Raw genomic sequence first — 23,811 nt, 5'->3', positions numbered from 1 at the left:
CGGTGTTGAAGGCGCTCGCTATGCTGGATTCATGTCGAATCCGAGCAGGTGAGCGTGATGAAAAAAACCCTTTTGCTGATTGCCGGTGTCGCCGTGCTGTTGAGCGGCTGCATCGTGGTGCCGGATGGCGGCGGGTATGGGTATTACGGTGATGGCGGGTATTACCACCATCATCATCGGCATTGGGATTGATGCATTCCACCCCGGCTGTCGCGACGACGCCGTCCGGATCAGTCGATTGATCCGGACCGCTGAGGACGGCAGCTGCGTCCTTCCTCAACGAGCCGTCGGAAAGTCTTCGTACGACTTCGGCCCATATCCCCAGATTCTCACCACCTCGCATCTGGCCTCGAACTCGAAGCCGATCTCTGCAAGCTTTCCCAACACTCGCGCGGATTGGTCCGCCGCTTGATGCCTGGCGGACGCCTGGGCATTCAACCCGATGTCGAACCATTCGACGCCCACGAACGGGAATGGCAGATGGTAGAACCACTCGACGTCCCAATCCGTCACATGACCATTGACCCACTTTGACCGGTACGAAGGCCGCCACCCGCTCAGATCGCGCACGAAGGTAATCAGCTCGTTCCACTTGGTGTCGTTGGCCAGCGAGCCGGCAAATTTCCGACGCGCGAGGGCTGCAACTTTTTCCTTGTCCACGCCGCGCGGCACGGCGTCCGCCATTGGAAAGGCACTCATCTCGGAACGTGGGTCGATGTGGAAAAGGGAAAACAGCGGGAATTCGAAGCGCCGGTATTTCGTTGAAATGCCCGCTTACTTCCCAATACAAAACCTGCTGAAAATCACGCCCAGCAGATCATCCGAAGTGAATTCCCCGGTAATCGCATTGAGTTGCTCCTGCGCGAGCCGCAGTTCCTCCGCAAACAGATCGAGCGATTGCGCGCGCTGCTCGGCGTGATCCGCCGCCTGCGCCAGATGCTCCTGCGCAGCCCGCAGCGCAATCAAGTGCCGCTCGCGCGCCAGATAAACGCCTTCCGCCCCCGCCTGCCACCCCGCGATCCGCAGCAGTTCCGCGCGCAACATGTCGATGCCGTCGCCGCGCTTGGCCGACAGATGCACCTCGGTCAGGTCGCCTTCCGCCGGATGCTCGACGCACGCCGGCACGCCGGTGAGGTCCGTCTTGTTCAACACCCGCACCACCGGCACACCATCCGGGAACCGGGCCGCGATCGTCTCGTCGTCCGCCGTCATCCCCGTGCGCGAATCGAGCAGATGCAGCACGACGTCGGCGCGCTCGATCTCGCTCCACGTGCGCGCAATCCCGATCCGCTCGACTTCGTCCTCTGTCTCGCGCAGCCCGGCCGTATCGATGATGTGCAGCGGAATCCCTTCGACCTGGATCGTCTGCGCGACCTTGTCGCGCGTCGTGCCCGCGATCGGCGTGACGATCGCCAGCTCCGCGCCGGCGAGCGCGTTCAGCAGCGACGACTTGCCGACGTTCGGCTGCCCCGCGAGCACGACCGACAACCCTTCGCGCAGCAGCGCGCCCTGCCGCGCGTCACCGAGCACGTGCGCCAGTTGCTCGCGGATCCTCGCGAGCTTGCCGCGCGCATCGGCCGCTTCCAGGAAGTCGATTTCCTCTTCCGGGAAATCGAGCGTCGCCTCGACCAGCATCCGCAGCGTGATCACATCCTCGACGAGCGCGTGGATCTGCCGCGAGAACGCGCCGTCGAGCGAGCGCCCGGCCGAGCGCGCCGCCGCTTCGGTACTCGCCTCGATCAGGTCGGCGACGGCCTCGGCCTGCGCAAGATCAAGCTTGTCGTTCAGAAACGCGCGCCGCGTGAATTCGCCCGGTTCCGCGAGCCGAAGCCCGAAGCCGCGCCCCGCATCGAGGCAACGCTGCAGCAGCAGCTGCATCACGATCGGCCCGCCGTGCCCCTGCAACTCGAGCACGTGCTCGCCGGTGTACGAATGCGGCGCGGGGAAATACAGCGCGATTCCGCGGTCGAGCGGCGCGCCGTGCTCGTCGAGGAACGGCACGTAGCTCGCATGGCGCGGCGCGAGCCGCTGCCCGCACAACGCGTCGATCAGCGGCAGCGCGGCCGCCTCGCCGCCGCGCCCGAACGACACGCGGACGACGCCGATGCCCCCCCGGCCGGCAGCAGTGGCAATGGCGACGATCGGATCGGAATCGGTAGCGAGCATGGGAATCGGATGAATCGGGTGAACAGAGCGTCAATGGTGCGCCCGCACAACAGTTCGGGCATCGGGACGCCGGCATTGTAGCCTGCCGGCCCGCACGCCACCGGACGCCTGATCGGCGTCGAACTTACCCGAATTTATCCCGACGGGGATAAGTCGAGTATCAATGCCGGACAATCACGTCCTGTCCATTTCGGACGAGTATGCCTTTCCGAACGGTCCGACACTGCGGCCCCCAATTCCGCCGCACGGTCCACGGCAGGTTGGGATTCGTCCGAACAGGCTATGTTTAGCTTATATGGTTGTCTGAGACGTGTCGGTGGAATTGCACAATCACCCCCATGCCGACACCCGAAGAAAAAGCAGCGTTCTCGGAACGCCTGAAATTCGCCTTGCGGCGCAGCCCGGACAAGGTCACCGGCGCGACGGAACTCGCGAACCGGTTCAATCTGCGTCACCGCGGTGCGCAGCCGGTTTCGCCGCAAACCGCGCACAAATGGCTGACGGGCCGCACGATTCCGACGCCGGACAAACTCGAAACGCTCGCCGACTGGTTGCGCGTCGAACTGCATTGGCTGCATTACGGGCCGTCGCCGAGCGTGACCGAACACACGACGCCGCAACCGCTGCCGCGCGACGAGCGTTATCCGCCGACGCCCGAGACGATCGAACTCGCGTCGAAGATCGAGGCGCTGCCGCCGCATCAGCGTTACCTCGTTCAGGAACTGATCGAGCAGTTCTACGGCGGCGACACGAAAGTCGAAGCGAAGAAGGCCTGAACGGCAGCGGTCCACGTCCCCGCGCCGCCCCCGCCAGAAACAAAAAAGCCGCATGGATGAAACCATGCGGCTTTTTTGCGTGCATCGCGGGCGGCTGGCCGCCCGCGTGTGCAACGGGCGTCAGGCCTTCTTGCCGCCGCCGAGCTTGCGCGTGATGTAGTACTGCTGCGCGATCGACAGCACGTTGTTCACGACGTAGTACAGCACCAGGCCGGCCGGGAAGAAGAAGAACATCACCGAGAACGCGATCGGCATAAACTTCATCATCTTCGCCTGGACCGGGTCCGGCGGCGTCGGGTTCAGGCTCGTCTGCACGAACATCGAGACGGCCATCAGCACCGGCAGGATGAAGAACGGGTCGCGCTGCGACAGGTCGTGAATCCACAGAATCCACGGCGCGCCGCGCATTTCGACCGACGCGAGCAGCACCCAGTACAGCGAGATGAACACCGGGATCTGGATCACGACCGGCAGGCAGCCGCCGAACGGATTGACCTTCTCGGTCTTGTACAGCTCCATCAGCGCGGCGTTCATCTTCTGCGGATCGCTCTTGAAGCGTTCGCGCAGCGCCTGCATGCGCGGCGTGATTTCCTTCATGCGCGCCATCGACTTGTAGCTGGCAGCCGACAGCGGGAAGAACACGGCCTTGATCAGCACCGTCAGCAGCACGATCGCCCAGCCCCAGTTGCCGACGACGCCGTGGATCTTCTCGAGCAGCCAGAACAGCGGCTTCGCGATGATCGTCACCCAGCCGTAGTCCTTCACGAGTTCCAGGCCCGGCGCGACGCCTTCGAGCATGCGCTCTTCTTCCGGACCGGCGAACAGGCGTGCCTGCACGTCGGCCGACTGGCCCGGCGCAATGGCTGCGACCGGTTGCTTCACGCCGACGCGATACAGCGTCGGATCGATCTTTTCAGCGTAGATGTCGCGCTTCACGCCCTGCTGCGGAATCCAGGCCGACGCGAAGTAGTGCTGCACCATCGCGACCCAGCCGTTGTCGGCGGAGTTCACGAAGTCGGCCTTGTTCTTGTCGAGGTCGCTGAAGTTGATCTTCTGGAAGTGCTTCGCGTCCGTGTAGACCGCCGGCCCGAGGAACGTATGCGAGAACATCGGCGTTTCGACGGCCGTGTTGTCGCGCACCAGTTCCATGTAGACCGTCGGCGTGACCGGGGCCGTGCCGACGTTGTCGATCTTGGTGTCGACGCCGATCACGTAGCTGCCGCGCGTGAACGTGTAGGTCTTCACGACCTTCACGCCGCCCTTCACCGGCGATTCGAACGACAGCTTCAGCGTGTTCTGGTCACCCGTCAGCGACGTCGGGCCCGCGTTGACCTGCGTATAGACGTCGTTGTGGTTCGGGAAGTCGCCGCCGAGCAGGCCCGAGCGCGCGAGATACGTGTGGCCGGCCGTATGGTCGAACAGCGTGATGTACAGGTCGGGCTGCTTGCCGTCGCCCTGCTTCTTCAGCGTCAGCTTCGCGAGCGTGCCGCCGCGCGTGTCGATTTCGCCGTCATACACGTCGGTCGAGAACTTCACGAGCTGCGCCTGCGCGGCCGGTGCCGTCGTCGACGGTGCGGTGCCTGCGGCTGCCGCAGGCGCGTCACCTGCGGTCGTCGTCGCGCCCGTGCCCGATGCACCGCCTGCAGCCGCGGGGGCCGTTTGCGTGGCGCTCGGGAAGAACATCGACGGGCGTCCATGGTCGCGCTGCCAGTTGTCGTACAGCATGACAGCTGACATGAAGAAGATCACCCATAGGACGGTGCGTTTGATATCCATGCGTTGTCTCAGAGTCGATGGGACCGCGCGTCGGCTTCGCCGCGAGCGCGAGTGTCGGAGTTGGGCGGCGGGACGAGGTCGATACCGCCCGCGGAAAACGGATGGCATCGGCACACGCGCCTGACGGCGAGATACGTGCCGCGCGCGGCGCCATGATACTGGATTGCCTCGCGCGCGTAATCAGAACAGGAAGGATAAAAACGGCAACGGTTGCCGAGCATCGGGCTCACGGCAACCTTGTAGAAGCGCAGCAAGGCGATCAATACCGTTTTCATACCTTGGGCGGCGCCGTTCGACGCCGCGTCAAAACCAACCGGGCAGGCGCGAACGCCGCACCGGACACGGATGCGTCACTCGGACGCGGGCTTCGACGCCCGGCGGGCGATTTCCCGGACTGCCCTGTCGAGCAGTTCGCGGATCTCGGCCGCGCACATCGCCGCGAGCGGGGCGGAAGCCGCGCTCGGCAGCGCTTTCTTGTCGAAGCGCGTGTGCTGCCGCAGCAGCAGGTCGTAACCGGCGAATTCGGCCCGGCGCAGGCGAAACTGATCGCGCGCCAGCCGCTTCACGAGGTTACGTGTTACTGCACGCGGCGCATACTTCTTGCCGACGACGAGCCCCAGACGCGCGGGCTGACCGGTCGGCTTGCCGTAGATCACGAAGTGCGCGGAGCGCCGCCAGGGGCGCAAACGAAAAACGGATGAAAATTCATCCGTTTTCAGAAGTCGCGCAGCTTTCGGGAAGGCGGCTTTCGTCTGCGACGGATTCGCACCCGGCTCGACGGCACCTTCCGCAGGACTGCGGACGGCGGACACAGCGCGCAACCTGCCTTAGATGGCGAGGCGCTTGCGGCCCTTCGCGCGGCGAGCGTTGATGACCTTGCGGCCACCTGCCGTCTTCATGCGGACACGGAAGCCATGGGTGCGCTTGCGGCGCGTCACGGACGGTTGGTAAGTACGTTTCATGATGTTCTCACTTGTTCGAGAATGTCGAAATTCAGGGGACCGCGTGCCCTTAACCGGAGGCATTCGGGCGAACGCAATCGCCGGGAATACAGGATTGGTTTTCGCGGAACCCGCTATTTAAACCGTTTTTCTCTTGACGGTCAATACTTTAGGAGTCGCTCGCCTGTGCCGGCCCGCGCCGATCCGGCCCCGCGACCCACAATCCCGGCCTGTGGATAACTCGCGCTGTGGCCGCGTTTGGCGGTAGAATCTCGCCTTATCTCCAAGAATCCCGCACGCCGCCTCGGCCCGCGCCTGCCCCTCCAACACTGTGACGCAGGCGTCCGAGGCACGCTCGCACGACCGCTTCGGGCCTTGTTGCGCAACCGCGACAAGGGCGCCGGCGAGCCGCGCTGTGCACGCAAAAAACGACAGTTACTTGATGAACGATTTCTGGCAACACTGTTCCGCACTGCTGGAGCGCGAGCTGACGCCCCAGCAGTACGTGACGTGGATCAAACCCTTGGCCCCGGTGGCCTTCGATGCGTCGGCGAACACGCTGTCCATCGCCGCGCCGAACCGCTTCAAGCTGGACTGGGTCAAGAGCCAGTTTTCGGGACGGATCTCCGATCTGGCCCGGGATTTCTGGAATGCGCCGATCGAAGTCCAGTTCGTCCTCGATCCGAAGGCAGGCATGCGTAGCGCCGCGGCCAGCGCCGCACCGGGCGCAGCCGCGCCACGCGCGCCGCTCGCACCGAGCGGCCCGGCCGCCACGGTGGCCGCGATCGCCGCCAATCTGACCGCGAATGCATCGGCTGCACCGAGCGCGCCGGCCGACGTGCCGATGACGCCGTCGGCGGCCGCCGCACACCACCTGAACGCCGACGACGCCGACATCGACCTGCCGAGCCTGCCCGCGCACGAAGCGGCGGCCGGCCGCCGCACGTGGCGCCCGGCCCGGGTGCGGCACCGCGAACGGCGGCGAAGCCGATTCGATGTACGAACGCTCGAAGCTGAACCCGGTGCTCACGTTCGACAACTTCGTGACCGGTAAGGCGAACCAGCTCGCGCGCGCCGCCGCGATCCAGGTCGCGGACAACCCGGGCATCTCGTACAACCCGCTGTTCCTGTACGGCGGCGTCGGCCTCGGCAAGACCCACCTGATCCACGCGATCGGCAACCAGCTGCTGCTCGACAAGGCCGGCGCGCGGATCCGCTACATCCATGCGGAACAGTACGTGTCCGACGTGGTGAAGGCGTACCAGCGCAAGGCGTTCGACGACTTCAAGCGCTACTACCACTCGCTCGACCTGCTGCTGATCGACGATATTCAATTCTTCTCCGGCAAGTCGCGCACGCAAGAGGAATTCTTCTATGCGTTCGAGGCGCTGGTCGCGAACAAGGCGCAGGTGATCATCACCAGCGACACGTATCCGAAGGAAATCTCGGGTATCGACGATCGCCTGATCTCGCGCTTCGACTCGGGCCTCACCGTCGCGATCGAGCCGCCCGAGCTGGAAATGCGCGTCGCGATCCTGATGCGCAAGGCGCAGTCGGAAGGCGTGAACCTGTCGGAGGACGTCGCGTTCTTCGTCGCGAAGCACCTGCGCTCGAACGTGCGCGAACTCGAAGGCGCGCTGCGCAAGATCCTCGCGTATTCGAAGTTCCACGGCCGCGAGATCTCGATCGAGCTGACCAAGGAAGCGCTGAAGGATCTGCTGACCGTGCAAAACCGGCAGATTTCGGTCGAGAACATCCAGAAGACCGTCGCCGACTTCTACAACATCAAGGTCGCCGACATGTATTCGAAGAAGCGCCCCGCGAACATCGCGCGGCCGCGGCAGATCGCGATGTATCTCGCGAAGGAACTCACGCAGAAGAGCCTGCCGGAAATCGGCGAGCTGTTCGGCGGGCGCGATCACACCACCGTGCTGCACGCGGTGCGCAAGATCGCCGACGAGCGCAGCAAGGACGCGCAGCTCAACCACGAGCTGCACGTGCTGGAACAGACGCTGAAGGGCTGAGCGCGCACCGCGCTTGATAATTCGGCATCCGCCCCAAATTAAGGGGGGCGGTTCGGTTTTGAGGCACAATACTGGTTTGACCGCCCCGGTGGTGGCGGGCCAAGAGCCCGGCCGGCGGGGCGCTGCGAGGCTGCTGCGCTGCAGGCCGTTACTCAACGAAGGAACTCTATGCAACTGGTCAAGACCGAACGAGACACCCTCCTCAGGCCGCTGCAAACGGTCAGCGGCATCGTCGAACGCCGCCATACGTTGCCGATCCTCGCCAACCTGCTGATCACCAAGAACGGCCCGGACGTTTCGTTCCTGTCGACCGACCTGGAGCTGCAGATCACCACGCGCGCCGATTTCGGCGTCGGCGGCGACCAGGTCGCGACCACCGTCGCCGCCCGCAAGCTGCTCGACATCCTGCGCGCGATGCCTGACGGCCAGGTCACGCTGTCGCTCGCCGACAAGCGCCTCACCGTTCAATCGGGCAAGAGCCGTTTCGCACTGCAGACGCTGGCGGCCGACGAGTTCCCGACCGTCGCACAGGCGAAGGATTTCGGCGCGACCCTGACCGTCCCGCAGAAGTCGTTCCGCCAGCTGCTCGGCATGGTCCACTTCGCGATGGCGCAGCAGGACATCCGCTACTACCTGAACGGCATGCTGCTCGTCGTCGACGGCGACCAGCTGATGGCCGTGGCCACCGACGGCCACCGCCTCGCGTTCTCGTCGATGAAGCTCGAAGGCGGCACGTTCGGCCGCCAGGAAGTCATCGTGCCGCGCAAGACGATTCTCGAGCTGCAGCGCCTGCTCGAAGACATCGACGACACCGTCACCATCGACATCGCGCAAACCCAGGCCAAGTTCACGTTCGGCCAGGTCGAGCTCGTGTCGAAACTCGTCGAGGGCAAGTTCCCCGACTTCCAGCGCGTGATCCCGAAGGCGCACAAGAACACGTTCGAGATCGGCCGTGAAGAACTGCAGCGTTCGCTGCAGCGCGCGGCCATCCTGACCTCGGACAAGTTCAAGGGCGTGCGCTGCATCATCGCGCCGGGCCAGCTGAAGATCATGTCGACCAACGCCGATCAGGAAGAGGCGCAGGAAGAACTGGAAATCGCCTACCAGGGCGATACCGTCGACATCGGCTTCAACGTCACGTATCTGCTCGACGTGCTCGCGAACCTGAAGGTCGACACCGTGCAGGTGAGCCTCGGCGACGCCAGCTCGAGCGCGCTGATTACCGTGCCCGAGAACGACGAGTTCAAGTATGTCGTGATGCCGATGCGCATCTGACGCGCACGACATCAAGACACACACCAGGGGGCGGCAAGCCCCTTTGGCGTTTTTATGGCGAACCGACAACCCGTCCCTTTGGTGCCTTTTCGGCGCTTGGGGCGGGCCAGGAAACTGGAGCGGCCCGGCGATTTCTCTCGCTGAAACGCACCGCGCCGCCACCTGAGTGGCCTCGCAGAACCGGAAGATATCCATGAGTGAACAGCACAATTCGCAACCCGATAACAGCAGCTACGGCGCCTCGTCGATCCAGATCCTCGAAGGTCTGGAAGCGGTGCGCAAGCGCCCCGGGATGTACATCGGCGACACGTCTGACGGCACCGGTCTGCACCACCTCGTGTTCGAGGTGCTCGACAACTCGATCGACGAAGCGTTGGCCGGGTACTGCAACGACATCCACGTGACGATTCACGCCGACAACTCGATTTCCGTGACCGACAACGGCCGCGGGATTCCGACCGACGTGAAGATGAACGACAAGCACGAGCCGAAGCGCAGTGCTGCGGAAATCGTGATGACCGAGCTGCACGCCGGCGGCAAGTTCGACCAGAACAGCTACAAGGTGTCGGGCGGCCTGCACGGCGTGGGCGTGTCGTGCGTGAACGCGCTGTCGAGCTGGCTGCGGCTGACCGTGCGTCGGAACGGCAAGAAGCACTTCATGGAGTTCCATCGCGGCGTCGCGCAGGAGCGCGTGCTCGAGACGGTGGACGGCGTGGAAGTTTCGCCGATGCTGATCACCGGCGACACCGAGAACCGCGGCACCGAAGTGCACTTCATGGCCGATCCGACCATTTTCGGCACGGTCGAGTATCACTACGACATCCTCGCGAAGCGGATGCGTGAACTCTCGTTCCTGAACAACGGCGTGCGGATCCGTCTCACGGACCTGCGCTCGGGCAAGGAAGACGATTTCGCGTTCGCAGGCGGTGTGAAGGGCTTCGTCGAGTTCATCAACAAGACGAAGACCAACCTGCACCCGACGGTGTTCTTCGCCAACGGCGAGAAGGATGGCGTGGGCGTCGAAGTCGCGATGCAGTGGAACGACAGCTACAACGAAAACGTACTGTGCTTCACGAACAACATTCCGCAGCGCGACGGCGGCACGCACCTGACCGGCCTGCGGGCCGCGATGACGCGCGTCATCAACAAGTACATCACCGACAACGAAATCGCGAAGAAGGCGAAGGTCGAGACGACCGGCGACGACATGCGCGAAGGGCTGTCGTGCGTGCTGTCCGTGAAGGTGCCGGAGCCGAAGTTCAGCTCGCAGACGAAGGACAAGCTGGTTTCGTCCGAGGTTCGTGCGCCGGTTGAAGAGGTTGTGGCGAAGGCGCTGGAAGAATTCCTTTTGGAAACGCCGATCGACGCGAAGATCATCTGCGGGAAGATTGTTGAGGCTGCTCGGGCGCGTGATGCTGCGCGGAAGGCGCGTGAGATGACGCGACGCAAGGGTGTGCTCGATGGCGTTGGTCTGCCGGGCAAGCTCGCGGACTGTCAGGAGAAAGACCCGGCGAAGTGCGAAATCTACATCGTCGAGGGTGACTCGGCAGGTGGGTCGGCCAAGCAAGGGCGTGATCGGAAGTTCCAGGCCATTCTGCCGCTGCGCGGCAAGGTGCTGAACGTCGAGAAGGCGCGCTACGACAAGCTGCTGTCGTCGGAACAGATCGTCACGCTAGTGACCGCGCTTGGGTGCGGCATCGGCAAGGAAGACTACAACCTCGACAAACTGCGCTATCACCGCATCATCATCATGACCGACGCGGACGTGGACGGTGCGCACATCCGGACGCTGCTGCTCACGTTCCTGTATCGACAGATGCCGGACATGATCGAGCGCGGGTACGTGTATATCGCGCAGCCGCCGCTTTACAAGATCAAGGCGGGCAAGGACGAGCGGTATCTGAAGGATGATGTCGAGCTCAACGCGCATATGCTGCGGTTGGCGCTGCAAGGGTCGGAGCTGGTGCCGGGTGAGAATGCTGCGGCGATTTCGGGCGATGCGCTTGGGGAGCTGGCGCGGTCGTATCTGCTGTCGCAGAGCGTGATCGAGCGGTTGAGCCGGTTGTATGACCCGGCCGCGCTGGAAGCGGTCATGGATGGGGTGGTGATCGATCTCTCAACTGAGGCTTCGACTGAGGCTTCGGCAAAGGCTTTGCACGCTGCGTTGCATGACGAGGCTTTGAAGAACGAAGTGCGCGTGGTGCCTTCGTATGACCCGGTTCGCGAACAGCGGTCGCTGCATGTCGAGCGTACGCATCACGGTAACGTGCGGGTTTCGGTCATCGACCAGGAATTCCAGCACACGGCGGATTATCAGCAGCTCGTGACCACCGCGAATACGTTCAAGGGGCTCATCGGCGAAGGTGCGGTCATCAAGCGCGGTGAGCGCAGCATGGCCGTGGCGGACTTCAAGAGCGCGATGAAGTGGCTGCTGGCGGATGCCGAACGGAACGTTTCGAAGCAGCGGTATAAGGGGCTGGGGGAGATGAACCCCGAGCAGCTGTGGGAAACGACGATGGATCCGGCGGTGCGGCGTCTGCTGCGTGTGCAGATCGAAGACGCGATTGCCGCGGATGGGATCTTTACTACCCTCATGGGGGATGATGTGGAGCCGCGGCGGGCATTTATTGAGAGCAATGCGTTGCGGGCGGGGAATATTGACGTTTGACACTGTAGGTTGTCAGAGATAGTGAAAAATTTGTCACTGAGATGAAAAAAATTTCTCATTGTTCGTGAAAATTTGGTCACTTTTGTAGCCCGGTCGACTGCCAAAATCTTCCGGGCTATTTTATTTTTTGCCACCAAATCGAGCAGCGTATCGATAGCGCAGGACCACATATATTCCCGCCCAGTCGTCGAACTGCAGTGACGTGATGACACACAAGGACCAAATCCAGTCGAACACACCCCGCGACTAGCAGCACGTCGCAGACGCGCGAGCACTCATGTTTTCACTCGTGCTGCCGTAATAGAATTGGGATATAAAAACTGGACAGCCTGTGGCGAAATATTCGATTAGGGTCGGCTGGAAACGTCTTGCGGAAGAGCGCTACCACAAGGCGCTTTTCGACCATCTCAAAAACTCGACGCTTGTAGTTGCTCTTGCCGTAGCTGCCGCGAAGGTTTTTTCGGCTCATGTGGCCAGCATCATCACCGTCACAGGAAAGGGTCTAGCCGTTTTGTTGGCGACAGCACTTTTTATCGGCTTCTTCTCGTTACTGTGGTACAACACATGGTATTACATTAGACAGGTCTTGTTCCCTCAACTTGCGATTGAGCAAACCCGTCCAGTGGTTAAGATGCGAATCCGACTTAAGATGGGGGCAAGGCGACCGCTCTACAGAAGATTGGTGACATGGCTTCAGCGATACAGAAGCCATTTGGCTATTACCGCGTTCATAACGGCCCTTTGGGGATCGGAAGTGTACGCATTCTTCTCCTCCATGGATCATCTCGGCTCCTCCGAAGCAAGCGCGCCGGCCGGTGCACGCGAAACTACGGACCAACTGCATGAAGAACCTTCCTCGTCATACGGCGGGAAAACGCGACCATTCCCGAGTCAAAACCGCCTTTCGATCAATAGCATCCGATGCTAGAGAAATCGAAGCACTGAGTCGACTGCCCTGTCTGTCGTGAGGTTTATCGAGTTTGAGACAAATGCCCGTATCAACGTGAAGTGATCACTCAATGCATATAACAAATTTCACGGACTTGCACAACGCATTCTCGAAATACCGTTCTGACAATCGTTGGATGTTCAGAGGGCAAGCTCGTGCAGCATGGCCTGTAATACCTAAGGCGGGCCGTGCACCGTACGGCGCTGCGAATGATCTCGTGAACCTCGAGGCATGGAAGCGGCGTGCGATGGAGTTCCTGGAAGTCGAGCCCGTTGACGATTGGGAATGGCTTGCGCTCGCTCAGCATCACGGTCTACCCACCCGATTGTTGGACTGGAGCTACAACCCACTTGTAGCGGCATTCTTTGCTTCGCTTGAAGAGACACTTGCCGATGGTGCAATTCATTGTCTTTTGCCGCATTGGGCGATCAAGCCAGAGCATGCGAAGCCGGGAAGTCACCCGAATGTAGCACGTTACAAACCTCGGATAGTCGCGAGCCGCATCGCAAGGCAGAGTGGCTTATTTACCGCACACCCGGATCCTAAGGTTCAACTTTCGGAGTGCTTAGACCACCGCGACCGTTACGAAGTACACACGATTGCTTCAAACTACAAGCGGCAACTGCAGTTCGAACTGAATCACTACGGAATTAATCGCCTGACGTTGATGGGAGACCTCGACGGCCTCGCAGCACACATGCGCTGGACCCAGGAAAATAGAGGATACTGGACAAATCACGACGAATTCATGCAGGAACTGAACGAACACATTACAAATCCTCCAATTTAAGCGAAATCTTCCGGAATACTGTGGATAATAGGCGCGACACCGAGATCGATATGTGTTGTCACCCATCAACCTCTGCCCTCTATCAGGGGCCGCCAAGCACCTTCAATGGCCGACTACGCGAAGAATGTTTGAACCAGCATGCGTTCGTCAGTCACTTCCGAGCGTCTAGCAATACTTGCTCAAGTCGATCTATCAGCTTCTTCGCACGCCGTACTTCTTCCTCGTAGAGCGGCGTTGTGTTTCCATGGGATGCCGGATTCAGCACGCGTTCAGTCATCTCGAGCACGCGGTCAACCGCCTCCACCGCTTCCATTTTCTTCCACCCGTCGTGGTTCAGAACATTGCCCAGATCGCGGCGTTTTGACTTCAGCCTTCCCTTGTCGGCCGGCTGTAGCGCAGCGTTATTGTCCAGGTCCGTATTTTCAGATGGAAGCAAAAGCCCTCGATGCTCGACGGGCGTGTTCTTCAGAACATTTTTGTAAAGAGTAGTAGGGATGCTTTCTATCAGCTTGTTTCGCGCAGCACGCAGATTCTCGGTTAGCGAGAAAAATTGGCCTGATGGCAGGGTCGTGCCTTCCGCCCATTCACGATAGCGCTTCGCCGTGTCTTCCGCCGCCTTTCGCAAGAACATCGCGGCCTCTTCAATATCGTGCCCATTGAGATAGTCCTCGGCTTTCTCGATATCCTCCTTTTCGCTTTTGACCTCTATATTCTGTGCGGCGGTTCCTTGCAAACGAACAAAACTCCATTCGGCATGGCAAACCCCAATCCGTCGACGAAACTCCCGAAAAAAACCTAACTCATGAGTAAGAATTATTTTCTGATAGTTCCTAAAAGTGTCTGACAAAAGGATGTCAACCACTTTCATGCGATTGCTCATATCCAAACTCACCAACAGGTCATCCAGCACTAACAGCTTGAGATCTGAATCATGTAAATTAACCAAGGATGCGGCGAATCGAACTGACAATGCCAGTTGAGTCAGTTTCGCCTCATTCAAGAAACTTTGAGGTCGCTTGATTTCTTCATCATCAATCTTGATACCAAATGACACCACTGGATTCGTAAATACAAATGTGCTATTAGACGTTCCAGAGGCGCGCGGCGCCGTCGTAACACCAAGCTTTACAATTACTTCAGCCGGGCCATCATCGGCAAAATGTTCATTATAAAACTCCTGAGCCTTCGTACTAATGGAGTCAACCACACCAGCAAGAACAGTCGCAAAATCCTTCGTCTTCTGCCTAATAATTTCGTAGGAATTTTCCGCCGCCTCTTCATTCAAACCGAGAGTATTTTTTACTGCGGATTTTATACCTTCCCACATCTGCAAAGGATTCTCCCCACTGGTTGACACACAGAATGGCAGAATCTCTTTCTCGAACAGCGGCCACAAGTCGAAATTTTCAGAGTTTCTAAAATGCGAGAAACCGAAGAAAAACCGATAGGTAATGAAATCGCTCGCCAAATCACCTTTCAAAATCGCAGGCTGATTGAACGTCCCGTGATCAGCCTGACTAATTCGAAAAATCGAATCATTGCGAGTTTCTCCATCGCGTAGTGTCAGCGCAATTTCACCGAGCCTCGGCTTTGCCGTTTTCTGCTCATGAATATTGAGCAAATTCTCCGATTCAGTGGGATCAAAATACTTTGCAATGCTGTTCTTCGATTTACGAGCGCTTTGAAGAAACGTGTAAAGCGCCCAATAAAGCGAGGATTTCCCCGCGCCATTTGCACCATACACCAGCAAATGCCGGCCTTCGAGTTTGAGAGTAAATTCGCGAAATGCCTTGAAATTTGTAATGGCGATGTCGTGCAATCTGGTTTTCATTCCACCTCCTCGTTCTTAATGACCGCGAGAAGTTCGGGGCTATCAGCGGAAATGCGAAGCAGGCGATTGCGGATAATCGACGCAGGAGCATTTAGCGCTCGATACAGTTCCAATATGAAATTGTGTCGCACCGCTTCCGGTGCACTCATGTCGTAAGCAGACACTTGCGAAGCCAAGTCTTCGAGAAAGAGTATGTCTCGTTCGGCCATGTGTTCGTGGAAATAGCATTCCATAACACAAGCATCGACAAGGTCCTCGAGGAATCTCGCAGGTGCAAGTTCACCAACTTTTTTGGACAGAATGAGCATATTGACCAGGCTACCAAATACGCCCAGAATTCGCTCGCTCGCTGGAATTTTTATAGGGATTTGACCTACATATTCCTTTGAGAGATTAACGGTCAATTTTGAATTATTCGTAAATCTCTTTCGATAGAACCAGTTGCCAATCTTTGAGTTCAAAACCGCAAGAATAAACTCGTACTTATCACTATGCTGCGGCATCAAGATCAAATTCAAGATCGATTCTTTATTGTAGAAATTCTCATCATCAAGAGTTGCCTTGAGTGGAGTTTGCCCGCCAGTGATTCGTAGAATCATGATCTTTCTGCACTCGAAAATATCCCGCGTGCGACTTCGATGCAAAAGCGCCGGGTCGTAATTCAAGAAGCGGCCGCGATATTGGAGCGTATACGGACCAATTTCATCACCTTCCAGAAAAGGTTTCCAGCCATCGCCGTGAGAGACATCATCAACGACCTCTGCCAAATTCCCCGAAATAACGACGCCGAATCGAATACGACTACAAAGCTCCCCCAGACACACACTTCCCGACTCGAGGTGCTCGATAATATTTCGATCCCGTTCGTTCGAAAAAATGTCGATCGTACCGCCGTTCGCGAGCCAATCTGACTGCCGGGATCGCTTTTGTTCTACGTCATCAAGACCATGCTTAATTTCGGCCATCCAATTTACTTGAGGCCTACAACGCTTGAGTCTGATAACAATTGTCGATGCAGTTACCGCATCGAATACCCCAACATCCAAATCGAGAACCTCATCGATTTGAAGATTTTCGAGGATGTAATTTCGAATATTTTTATACGACGTCACTCGAAGAAGCGTGTTCGGTAAGATATATGTGAGAACACCTCCTGCCTTCAGAAGTTGCGAGCCACGCTCAATGAAAATGGTGAAAAGATTTATTTTCCCGCTACCGGATACATAAGTTTTTTTATAAATTTTCTTATTTTTTTCGGATATACCAACGTTCCCGCCGAAGACGTAAGGTGGATTTCCAAGAACTATGTCGAAACCGTCACTTAGAGATTTCCCGAACATCCAATGTGGGTCGAAGAAATCGCAACTGGTCTGCGGGTCGAAGGGGTCCCAGTCTGCTATATGTCGAGCTTTCTCTGACGATCCAAGGCTTTCTGACAGGAGTCTACCCAGCTCTTCGCGCAGGACCTTAATCTTCTTCTGGATAACAAGCTTATGATCGTGTCGTTGAATGGCAAAATAATTGTGGTAAAGGGCTTCAATTTCGCCTTCGACTTGGAAAACCCTACCGGGCAGTAGCGCGAATTGATCTATTTCCGGCAACTTGGTAAGTGTGTCGGCGACGACAAACTTTGTTTCAAGATTCGGCAAAGGACGAACGCCGTGATTTTCCCTTTTATTGCGATTGGTTCGTTGATCGCATATGAGAGAAATAAAGAAGCGAAGCTTTGAAATTTGGATCGCAATGGGTTGAATATCGACACCATAAAGGCAGTTCTCAATAAGGTAGAGCTTGCGACCGTAATCATCCTCATTGTCAGCAAAGTCACGCTCGATTGCAGAGATAGCAGCATCTCGCGCAGAGAAGTCAGGAATCTTAGTGGCGGCATCAATCTGGATCTGCTTCCAGCGGGCGTTGTCCGGATCGAGCTTGTGAATGATGTAAACAAGCTTGTGCAGCATACCCATTGGGAAAGCGCCAGATCCGCAAGCTGGGTCAAGAATCTTGCACGTGTGGATAGCGTCCAGCAGAGTAGCGACGTCTTTCTCCGAAAACGGGTGTACTCGTTCGCTGTAGGAAAAAAGAATGTCGAGACCAGCTCGTGCGTCCTGGTCACCCTTTCCGCCCTTGATGAGAGCATTTGCAAGGTGCGATTTAAGGGCTCCATCCACCATATATTCGACAATGGGGCGCGGCGTATAGAAGGAACCCGTCTGCTTACGAGCGGTCGTTTTCGTTTCCTCATTGTAGGAAGCGAGTAGATTTTCAAAGACCTTGCCCAGCAATTCAGGATCAAGGGCTATTTCCTGGTCAACAGGTGTGTTTTCTACAATAGTGAATTTGTAAGCATGCAGTATGCGGAGGAGACCTCGCACCTTCTCCTTTTTGCGTTTTTTGTCTCCATAGGCTGCGGAAAGATCCTCGTCATGCTCATTACCAAAAAAGACGCGATTCGGAATAACAGGACGTTTTTCTGGATCGCGTGAAAAACCGTCGAGATAGCGTTTCTCGTTGGTACTCTCGTCGATATAATCGAGACATTCGAAAAGACCACCATTCAAAAATGGCACATCGGCAAACTGATCGAGCGCTGCATCCGGATCGAGAAAATGGTCTTCGTAGCGATACAGAGCGTCTCCGCGCATAGTTGCGCGGTTTTGCTGCACGCTGACATCATCGATAAAAGCACGAAATGGCACGCCTTTTGCGTCCTTTCCCATTCGCTGATTGAGCGTAGCAAAGAAAAGATTTTGCAGAATGGCTTCGTGGTAAGTAGAGATCTCGGGCGAAAGATCTTTGAGAATGTCCTTCAGGGCGGTTTCAGAAAACAGCTTGTCTGGAACAAGGCCCTTCTCCCTGAGAAACCAGCAGAAAATGAGGCGAGTGAGCAGGCGAATCAAGCCAGTGGCGCGGCGCTTCTCGTCATCTTTCTCAATGTCCGCCGGGAAGTCGACTTGCGGGAGTGCCCAGAAATACCAGTTGGCGAGTTCACGGTAGAATCGTTTGTTGAGCAACTCAACATTGAATACCTCTTCCCAAGCAGCGTGCATCTGGTCGAAATTCTCGATAACACGGCGGCCTTCAGTTAGTTCGGCCAGCGAGAATGATGCCAAGATATCAAGGTGGCCCGGATGTGGTTTTTCGATCGCGATGTTTTGAATCAGCGTGACCTTGCCCAGCACGTCCCTGCTTTCGTCTCTCTTATTTTGCCGACGGTTGATAACGGCAATCGAGAGCAGCTCCCCTATCTTGAACAGCACCATGACAGGCATGGGGAATATCTGGTTGATCTGGCGCGCGATGCCTGCGAGCTTGCCGCGTGCATAGTCGCCTTCAGCCAGTTCGATAGCAATGAAGATGTAGGACTGCAGCAAGGATTTCTTGATAGATTCATCCTTGAACAGCGCGGTATTGCCGGAAAGCTCTTCGTCGGTGAGCTGAAACAACAGGTGGGCGGATTGCCAGTTCGTGACAAATGCTGCCGGATGCTCCAGTCGGGATTCAGGGTCGAATTTCGAACGAAAATCAGCGACCGACTGGCTTTCCACAGTGCGGTCAGACTCGTAGCCGAGCGTGGAGAACAGCGACAGCGCCGCCTCGCGTAAAGGCTCGGAGCAGAAAGCCTGGATTCGCTGGCTGATGCTTTGTTTGAGTTGTGGGTTACTAGGCATTCTTGATTACCAGCCAAGTGATGAGTTCGAAGTCGGTGGCGTTGTGGATGGCATTCTGACTAGCCAGCAATTTGCCTCCCCTCCCGGCAAACAGGTTGCCTGCGTTCTTGCGCCCGAACTGCGCTGCAATGGCAGCCACGGCCAGGTCGAGTAGACCGCTGTAGCGGCTCATGTCTTGACCGTGCCCGGTTTCCTCGTCAAACAGGTCACATAGCTTTGCGTGTGGCTCGGCTTCGCCCTGGCAGACGGTGCGGAATATCTCCAGCACCTGCTTAGGCGCCGTGAAGTTGTAGCGCACCTCACCATCGTCTCGGATGTACACGAGAAAGTAGGGCTGCATCGGATTCACCGCTTCGTTGCCGGTGACTTCGGTACGCTGCTTTAAGCAGTAGATGACGCCAGGCCGGATGAATTTGTATCCGGTGTGGGGCGGTACCACGGCGTAGAGGCCGAACGGAGTTTCTTCCAATTTTTCACGGTTCGCCTCGATGTACGCGGCCAATTCCATGCGGAAGTCGTCAAGTGTGAATTCATTGAGGGCGACGGACTCATTAAAGTCTTCAAGATCGAGCACTTCGTCCTTCAGTTTGAGCAATTGCTTGTCGCGGTAGCGCAGATCTTCCTTGATGAGATCTTGCAGGTCTTCGACTTGCAGGATGTTATCTTCCGCCGTGGCCGCGATGTCCACCAGAGCCATGCGTGCTTCGACGCGGTTCTTGAGGTTGATGTATTTGTTGAGGTCGGGTGTCGGCCAGAAGTTGACGAGCTGGACCGCCTCATTGAGGCTACCGATGCGGTCAATTCGCCCGAATCGCTGGATGATACGCACCGGATTCCAGTGAATGTCGTAGTTGATAAGGTAATCGCAATCCTGCAGGTTCTGGCCTTCAGAAATGCAGTCTGTTGCGATGAGGATGTCGATTTCGCCATCCTGAGGCATGGATTTCATCTTGGCCCGCTGTTTGGCGCGGGGGGCAAAATTCGCAAGAATGTGTGTGAACTCGGCGTTGCCAAAGGTGCTGCGGTTGAGGCGAGTCCCTCCAGACACCAAGGCGATGTGCACACCAAGCTGCTGGCGCGCCCAGACTTCGAGCTGTTCGTAGAGATAAGCTGCGGTGTCGGCAAAAGCGCAAAACACGATGACTTTGCGGTTTTCCTCACCACGCGTATTGACGCCAGGGTGACGAACCTTGTGTCCAATACGCATTTTGAGTTCCGCCAACTTGGCATCGCGTGCAGCGTCGACTGCCTGGGCGGCGTCGGCCAGCAGAGAAAGTTGCTGCTTGTCGCGCGTCAGATCCTGTAGCCAGCCAGTGACATTTAGATGAGCCATTTCGTACTTGAGCTTGGTGCCCACCTGGAACACTTCGGCCAGTTCTTCGTCGTCTCCCGGCTCGATGAAGAGGTCAGGTTGAAGATCGGTGATCTTGACATCTTGATGTTCCTGGAATGCCTTTAGCCGAGATTCCAGATCCTCGATCTTGGCAACCGTGCGCTCCATCGTGATGGCAAAGGCATGAACAGAACTCTCCAGCCGCTTGAGAAAGTTAACTTTCATCATGCCAATGAGGAATCGCTCACGGCTTGCTTGACTAAAATTACCCACATTGCCGATGTCGTATTTCGCCTTGAAAGGTTCAAGAACGTAGCGTGATGGGTTGTACAGCGAAAGCTGATAGTTGTCGATTTCGTCGTTCAATCGATCGTAAGAGAGAAATCGCCCCTTGAGATCGATTTCGGAAAAGACGGCTTCCGGCTTCCTGCGCTTTGGGAATTGGCCGATCTGTGCAATCGAGGCACGATAGTATTTCTGGATGTGCTTGCGCGACCGCGCGATGGTAAGTTCATCCAGTAAGGTAAAAAAGCCTGCCGAGAGTCGTTCCATCAGGTCGCGTGCGTCCTTCTCCCCCGAGCGCTTAGCCCATTCCGTGAAGGTTCTCTGGGCAAGGGTGAGCGTGTCCTTGATACTGTGAATTCCGAAGCTCTGCGAAAAAGCGGCATCTCGCCCCTCGGTCACGAAATAGATCTGGTTGCGCAGATCTTTCAAATCGTTGTTGACTGGAGTGGCAGAAATCAGCAGCACTTTGGTCTTGACGCCCGCCCGGATAATGTCGTCCATTAAACGATCGTAGCGACTCTTGCGGATGAGGTTTCCCTCTTCGTCGTGTTTGCCCTTGGTGTTGTTACGGAAGTTGTGCGATTCGTCAATGACGATCAAATCGAAATTGCCCCAGTTGAGCGTTGCCAAATCAACTCCATCAACACGACCGCGATCACGGGACAAGTCGGTGTGCGAGAGTACGGTATAGGCAAAACGATCTCTCAGAAATGGATTCAATTCACTGTTGTTCTGTGCGAGATAAACCGTCCAGTTGTCACGCAACTTCTTGGGGCAAAGTACGAGAACTCGGTGGTTGCGCAGTTCGTAATACTTGATGATCGCCAACGCAGAATAGGTTTTACCCAGCCCCACGCTGTCGGCCAGGATGCATCCGTTATGGTTGTTGATCTTGTGGATAGCGCCTTTGACGCCGTCCTTCTGGAAGTCGAATAACGCTTTCCAGATTTCTGTATCCACGATGGCAGTCTGATCGAACAGAGCAGCGTCGGCCTCCTGGCCTGACAAGTAGCGCTCGAAGACGTGATAAAGGGTCTTGAAGTAGACGAACTCCGGTGCATGATTGACGTAGAGCTGCTCCAAGTAGCGCAGAACCTCCGCCTTCACGTCAGCAACTAGCTTGTCGTCGTTCCAGATGTCGTCAAACCACTGCTTGAGGTCAGCGCGGTCACGGTCACTGTCGACAATAAGATTGAGTTCGATGTTAGACGTGGCGGACAGACCCAAGCCACGACGAGTGAAATTGGAACTACCCAGAAGGGCGTGCTCGCGCTTGCCATCATCAATGTGGTATAGCTTGCCGTGCAACAGATTGGCTTGACGCACCGAGCGAATGTCCACTTTGTTGCGGATCCATTCGGAGCAGCGGCGTGCGATCTCCTTTTGCTGGAGACGGTTCGCAAGTTCCAGACCATCGTCCTCAATCTGGAAAGATTTCTTGCTGGTCTTTTCTGGGTCAAGTGAGGCAATGAAGCGCGGCTCACCGAACAGGAAATTAAGGTGATCGATCTGGTCCAGTTCGTTGGACAAGGCTTCATAGGCATAAATGGTGAAGTAAGCCGAGACGATCGAAAGTCGACTGTTGGTGGCGATTTTGTCAGCCAAGAACTTGGCAACCTTGCCACGGCCGTGGTTGTCCCTAATGCCGAAGTGGTGCTTGTGGTTATCGACCATCTTTCTCACCTCCGTTTTCAGCGTCATCCGCGCCACCTGCACGCACCCAGCCATCCACCTCCGACACCTGGAACTTCCACAACCGTCCAACGCGGTGTGCAGGGAGGCCCTTGCGGTCGATCCAGCGGTAAATGGAATCGCGCTTCACGCCCAAGTGTTCTGCGATCTGTTCAACGGATACCCATGGCTCGGTCACGGTATGCTCCAGCAGCAATAATTTTGGTGGCACAAAGTCGCACCAAATCGGAAAAACTCGAATCTAGCAGGTAAATTTCGAGTTGACCATTGAGCGCGAGGCTCCGGGCGGAACCGGTTGTTATATGCGCTATGCCGGAGCTTTGCCCACTCCTAAGCAGCATTCATGCTCTTACGGTATGGCCTCTCGCGCCGGTTGTCCTCGGCTGGGATGCCGCGCATATGTACGCGCATTGAAGAATTTGATCGTCGTGCCGTAGGGCAACCACTCGCCTAGCTCGGACTGCTTGCAGAAGTAGCAATCCGTCTTGAGACGGACTTGAATGAGCGCTGATGCTGTGGTTGCCATTCGCCATTCGTCGCTACGATTTGCGAAGCCCCGTTACCGCGGGAGAACTGGACCCACGCACGGCAATGCTCGCAGGGCAAGCTCTCCCATCCCTGACCTGCCTGATTTCTTCGGGCCATTGCCTCGCAGGACTCGTCGGGCATCGATACCTAGACCTACGCCGCAATTTTCTGCAATGAAAACTCAAGAAGCTATGCCGATTGGCCATCCCTCGAATTTTCCATATTTCGAGATGCCCAGTTAGGTAAACTCAAGTGGCATCACCGCAAAAAGCGCGGGCCGCATGGGCTGCCACCCATACGACCCGCTGACCACAACCAACTCAATACCGGAGTCGGAAATGGCTAACGCCAATCATAAGTCACGCCTCGTCGTAACGGAACGCTTCGTCAAGATTCAAGAGTCAGCACGTCATCACTCCTTGTCTAGAGTCCTCCGTGCCATCAGAGCACACCGGAAACTGAACACGACGTATTACCCGTGGATCAAATTGGCTGGAGTATGGCTTGAGGACGCGGGATTCGAGGCAGGAGAACGCGTCCGGATTACTGTCGAGCACCAGCGACTCATCATCACGCCGATGTGAGCGGCGCATTGCCCATGGTGGGCGTCGCAAGTCACGATCCGTCTAGGTAACTCGGTGCCCGATACTCCGCACCGTTAGTAACTGTGACAAGCGACGATCGTGCTGCAATCGCAGCGGGCCGGCCACTCAGGTCCGCTGCCGTGTAGCCTTTCAGCACGAGCTGCAACCCACACCAGGCGCACCACACATTTCCGTCGCGCAAATGCAAAAACCCCCGCCTTTCGGGCGGGGGTTTCTGGCTTAGGGAGCCTGACGATTACCTACTTTCACACGGGAATCCGCACTATCATCGGCGTAGAGTCGTTTCACGGTCCTGTTCGGGATGGGAAGGGGTGGGTTCAGTTAAGAACCGGTCGCTCACTCAAAGCTGACAGGAATATGAATCACTTCATAAACCTGACTTACTTTAGTGTGAGACTCTTGATACTTTCGCTTTTCTGATCCGAAGATCAGCTCGCGGCCATCAAGCGCCCACACTTATCGGCTGTTAATTTTTAAAGAGCATTTCTGCGAGAAACTTCG

General features: G+C 57.2%; 17 protein-coding genes and 1 pseudogene. 8 read left to right on the top strand and 10 right to left on the bottom strand.

Going from position 1 to position 23,811, the window contains the following annotated elements; genetic code table 11:
- The first annotated feature begins 57 nt into the window (after positions 1 to 57).
- Positions 58 to 192: a hypothetical protein gene (locus tag PL79_RS36875; RefSeq protein ID WP_257773917.1), complete on the top strand. Its 135-nt coding sequence runs from the start codon at positions 58 to 60 to the stop codon at positions 190 to 192.
- Positions 193 to 276: 84 nt separating this feature from the next.
- Here PL79_RS36875 and PL79_RS11690 read toward each other — a convergent pair whose 3' ends face one another.
- Both PL79_RS11690 and mnmE read right to left on the bottom strand, forming a co-directional pair.
- Positions 277 to 684 (bottom strand): DUF6678 family protein, encoded by a 408-nt coding sequence (locus PL79_RS11690; RefSeq protein WP_044848666.1) that lies wholly within the window; start codon positions 682 to 684, stop codon positions 277 to 279.
- A gap of 90 nt (positions 685 to 774) precedes the next feature.
- Positions 775 to 2,166: a tRNA uridine-5-carboxymethylaminomethyl(34) synthesis GTPase MnmE gene (gene mnmE / locus PL79_RS11685; protein ID WP_044848665.1), complete on the bottom strand. Its 1,392-nt coding sequence runs from the start codon at positions 2,164 to 2,166 to the stop codon at positions 775 to 777.
- Between the two features lie 338 nt (positions 2,167 to 2,504).
- On the opposite strand from mnmE, the gene PL79_RS11680 reads away from it, so the two are divergent.
- Positions 2,505 to 2,942 (top strand): helix-turn-helix domain-containing protein, encoded by a 438-nt coding sequence (locus tag PL79_RS11680; protein ID WP_044848664.1) that lies wholly within the window; start codon positions 2,505 to 2,507, stop codon positions 2,940 to 2,942.
- A 120-nt stretch (positions 2,943 to 3,062) separates the two neighbouring features.
- Here the strand turns inward: PL79_RS11680 and yidC are convergent, their stop codons facing one another.
- From yidC to rpmH, 4 genes are all read right to left on the bottom strand, one after another.
- A complete protein-coding gene (yidC, locus tag PL79_RS11675; RefSeq protein WP_044848663.1) occupies positions 3,063 to 4,718 on the bottom strand; it encodes a membrane protein insertase YidC in 1,656 nt (551 codons plus the stop codon).
- 8 nt (positions 4,719 to 4,726) lie between these two features.
- Positions 4,727 to 4,993: a membrane protein insertion efficiency factor YidD gene (gene yidD, locus PL79_RS11670; protein WP_006489939.1), complete on the bottom strand. Its 267-nt coding sequence runs from the start codon at positions 4,991 to 4,993 to the stop codon at positions 4,727 to 4,729.
- 75 nt (positions 4,994 to 5,068) lie between these two features.
- Positions 5,069 to 5,530, bottom strand: coding sequence for a ribonuclease P protein component (gene rnpA, locus PL79_RS11665; protein WP_039364627.1), 462 nt, complete (start codon positions 5,528 to 5,530; stop codon positions 5,069 to 5,071).
- A gap of 15 nt (positions 5,531 to 5,545) precedes the next feature.
- Entirely contained in the window at positions 5,546 to 5,680 is a 135-nt protein-coding gene (gene rpmH, locus PL79_RS11660) for a 50S ribosomal protein L34 (protein WP_004198824.1), read from the bottom strand.
- Positions 5,681 to 6,101: 421 nt separating this feature from the next.
- Between rpmH and dnaA the strand changes: the two are divergent.
- The 5 genes and pseudogenes from dnaA to PL79_RS11630 all read left to right on the top strand — a co-directional run bounded on the left by dnaA (position 6,102) and on the right by PL79_RS11630 (position 13,365).
- A pseudogene (dnaA, locus tag PL79_RS11650) lies at positions 6,102 to 7,683 on the top strand (chromosomal replication initiator protein DnaA).
- 168 nt (positions 7,684 to 7,851) lie between these two features.
- Positions 7,852 to 8,958 carry a DNA polymerase III subunit beta gene (gene dnaN, locus PL79_RS11645; protein WP_006756934.1) on the top strand — a complete coding sequence of 369 codons (1,107 nt, stop codon included), beginning with the start codon at positions 7,852 to 7,854 and terminating at the stop codon, positions 8,956 to 8,958.
- 193 nt (positions 8,959 to 9,151) lie between these two features.
- Entirely contained in the window at positions 9,152 to 11,626 is a 2,475-nt protein-coding gene (gyrB, locus tag PL79_RS11640) for a DNA topoisomerase (ATP-hydrolyzing) subunit B (RefSeq protein ID WP_044848661.1), read from the top strand.
- A 331-nt stretch (positions 11,627 to 11,957) separates the two neighbouring features.
- On the top strand, positions 11,958 to 12,554 hold the full coding sequence (locus PL79_RS11635) for a hypothetical protein (protein WP_135801035.1): 597 nt from the start codon (positions 11,958 to 11,960) through the stop codon (positions 12,552 to 12,554).
- Between the two features lie 91 nt (positions 12,555 to 12,645).
- The gene (locus PL79_RS11630; protein ID WP_082088743.1) at positions 12,646 to 13,365 is read left to right on the top strand and encodes an FRG domain-containing protein; all 720 of its coding nucleotides are present in this window, start codon (positions 12,646 to 12,648) and stop codon (positions 13,363 to 13,365) included.
- Between the two features lie 151 nt (positions 13,366 to 13,516).
- Here PL79_RS11630 and PL79_RS11625 read toward each other — a convergent pair whose 3' ends face one another.
- The 4 genes from PL79_RS11625 to PL79_RS11610 are packed head-to-tail and all read right to left on the bottom strand — an operon-like array spanning position 13,517 to position 22,355.
- Positions 13,517 to 15,196, bottom strand: a complete 1,680-nt coding sequence (locus tag PL79_RS11625) for an AAA family ATPase (protein ID WP_044848660.1) — start codon at positions 15,194 to 15,196, stop codon at positions 13,517 to 13,519.
- Positions 15,193 to 18,867, bottom strand: a complete 3,675-nt coding sequence (locus tag PL79_RS11620; protein ID WP_044848659.1) for an Eco57I restriction-modification methylase domain-containing protein — start codon at positions 18,865 to 18,867, stop codon at positions 15,193 to 15,195. The genes PL79_RS11625 and PL79_RS11620 overlap by 4 nt, the downstream gene beginning before the upstream one ends.
- Positions 18,860 to 22,186 (bottom strand): helicase-related protein, encoded by a 3,327-nt coding sequence (locus PL79_RS11615; protein ID WP_044848670.1) that lies wholly within the window; start codon positions 22,184 to 22,186, stop codon positions 18,860 to 18,862. Before PL79_RS11615 ends, PL79_RS11620 begins: the two co-directional genes overlap by 8 nt.
- Positions 22,149 to 22,355: a helix-turn-helix domain-containing protein gene (locus PL79_RS11610; RefSeq protein WP_082088747.1), complete on the bottom strand. Its 207-nt coding sequence runs from the start codon at positions 22,353 to 22,355 to the stop codon at positions 22,149 to 22,151. The genes PL79_RS11615 and PL79_RS11610 overlap by 38 nt, the downstream gene beginning before the upstream one ends.
- A 631-nt stretch (positions 22,356 to 22,986) precedes the next feature.
- On the opposite strand from PL79_RS11610, the gene PL79_RS36870 reads away from it, so the two are divergent.
- The gene (locus tag PL79_RS36870; protein ID WP_328591984.1) at positions 22,987 to 23,289 is read left to right on the top strand and encodes a SymE family type I addiction module toxin; all 303 of its coding nucleotides are present in this window, start codon (positions 22,987 to 22,989) and stop codon (positions 23,287 to 23,289) included.
- The last annotated feature ends 522 nt before the right edge of the window (positions 23,290 to 23,811 follow it).

Source organism: Burkholderia sp. USMB20, assembly GCF_000949135.2.
In the GTDB taxonomy this organism is placed as follows: Bacteria; Pseudomonadota; Gammaproteobacteria; order Burkholderiales; family Burkholderiaceae; genus Burkholderia.
The sequence above is the reverse complement of the archived record's forward strand: the minus strand, read 5'-3'. Positions and strand labels throughout refer to the sequence as shown.

Coding starts and splice junctions, on each gene's coding strand:
- PL79_RS36875 (WP_257773917.1), top strand. CDS start 58: ATGAAAAAAACCCTTTTGCTGATTGCCGGTGTCGCCGTGCTGTTGAGC.
- PL79_RS11690 (WP_044848666.1), bottom strand. CDS start 684: ATGGCGGACGCCGTGCCGCGCGGCGTGGACAAGGAAAAAGTTGCAGCC.
- mnmE (WP_044848665.1), bottom strand. CDS start 2,166: ATGCTCGCTACCGATTCCGATCCGATCGTCGCCATTGCCACTGCTGCC.
- PL79_RS11680 (WP_044848664.1), top strand. CDS start 2,505: ATGCCGACACCCGAAGAAAAAGCAGCGTTCTCGGAACGCCTGAAATTC.
- yidC (WP_044848663.1), bottom strand. CDS start 4,718: ATGGATATCAAACGCACCGTCCTATGGGTGATCTTCTTCATGTCAGCT.
- yidD (WP_006489939.1), bottom strand. CDS start 4,993: ATGAAAACGGTATTGATCGCCTTGCTGCGCTTCTACAAGGTTGCCGTG.
- rpmH (WP_004198824.1), bottom strand. CDS start 5,680: ATGAAACGTACTTACCAACCGTCCGTGACGCGCCGCAAGCGCACCCAT.
- dnaN (WP_006756934.1), top strand. CDS start 7,852: ATGCAACTGGTCAAGACCGAACGAGACACCCTCCTCAGGCCGCTGCAA.
- gyrB (WP_044848661.1), top strand. CDS start 9,152: ATGAGTGAACAGCACAATTCGCAACCCGATAACAGCAGCTACGGCGCC.
- PL79_RS11630 (WP_082088743.1), top strand. CDS start 12,646: ATGCATATAACAAATTTCACGGACTTGCACAACGCATTCTCGAAATAC.
- PL79_RS11625 (WP_044848660.1), bottom strand. CDS start 15,196: ATGAAAACCAGATTGCACGACATCGCCATTACAAATTTCAAGGCATTT.
- PL79_RS11620 (WP_044848659.1), bottom strand. CDS start 18,867: ATGCCTAGTAACCCACAACTCAAACAAAGCATCAGCCAGCGAATCCAG.
- PL79_RS11615 (WP_044848670.1), bottom strand. CDS start 22,186: ATGACGCTGAAAACGGAGGTGAGAAAGATGGTCGATAACCACAAGCAC.
- PL79_RS36870 (WP_328591984.1), top strand. CDS start 22,987: ATGGGCTGCCACCCATACGACCCGCTGACCACAACCAACTCAATACCG.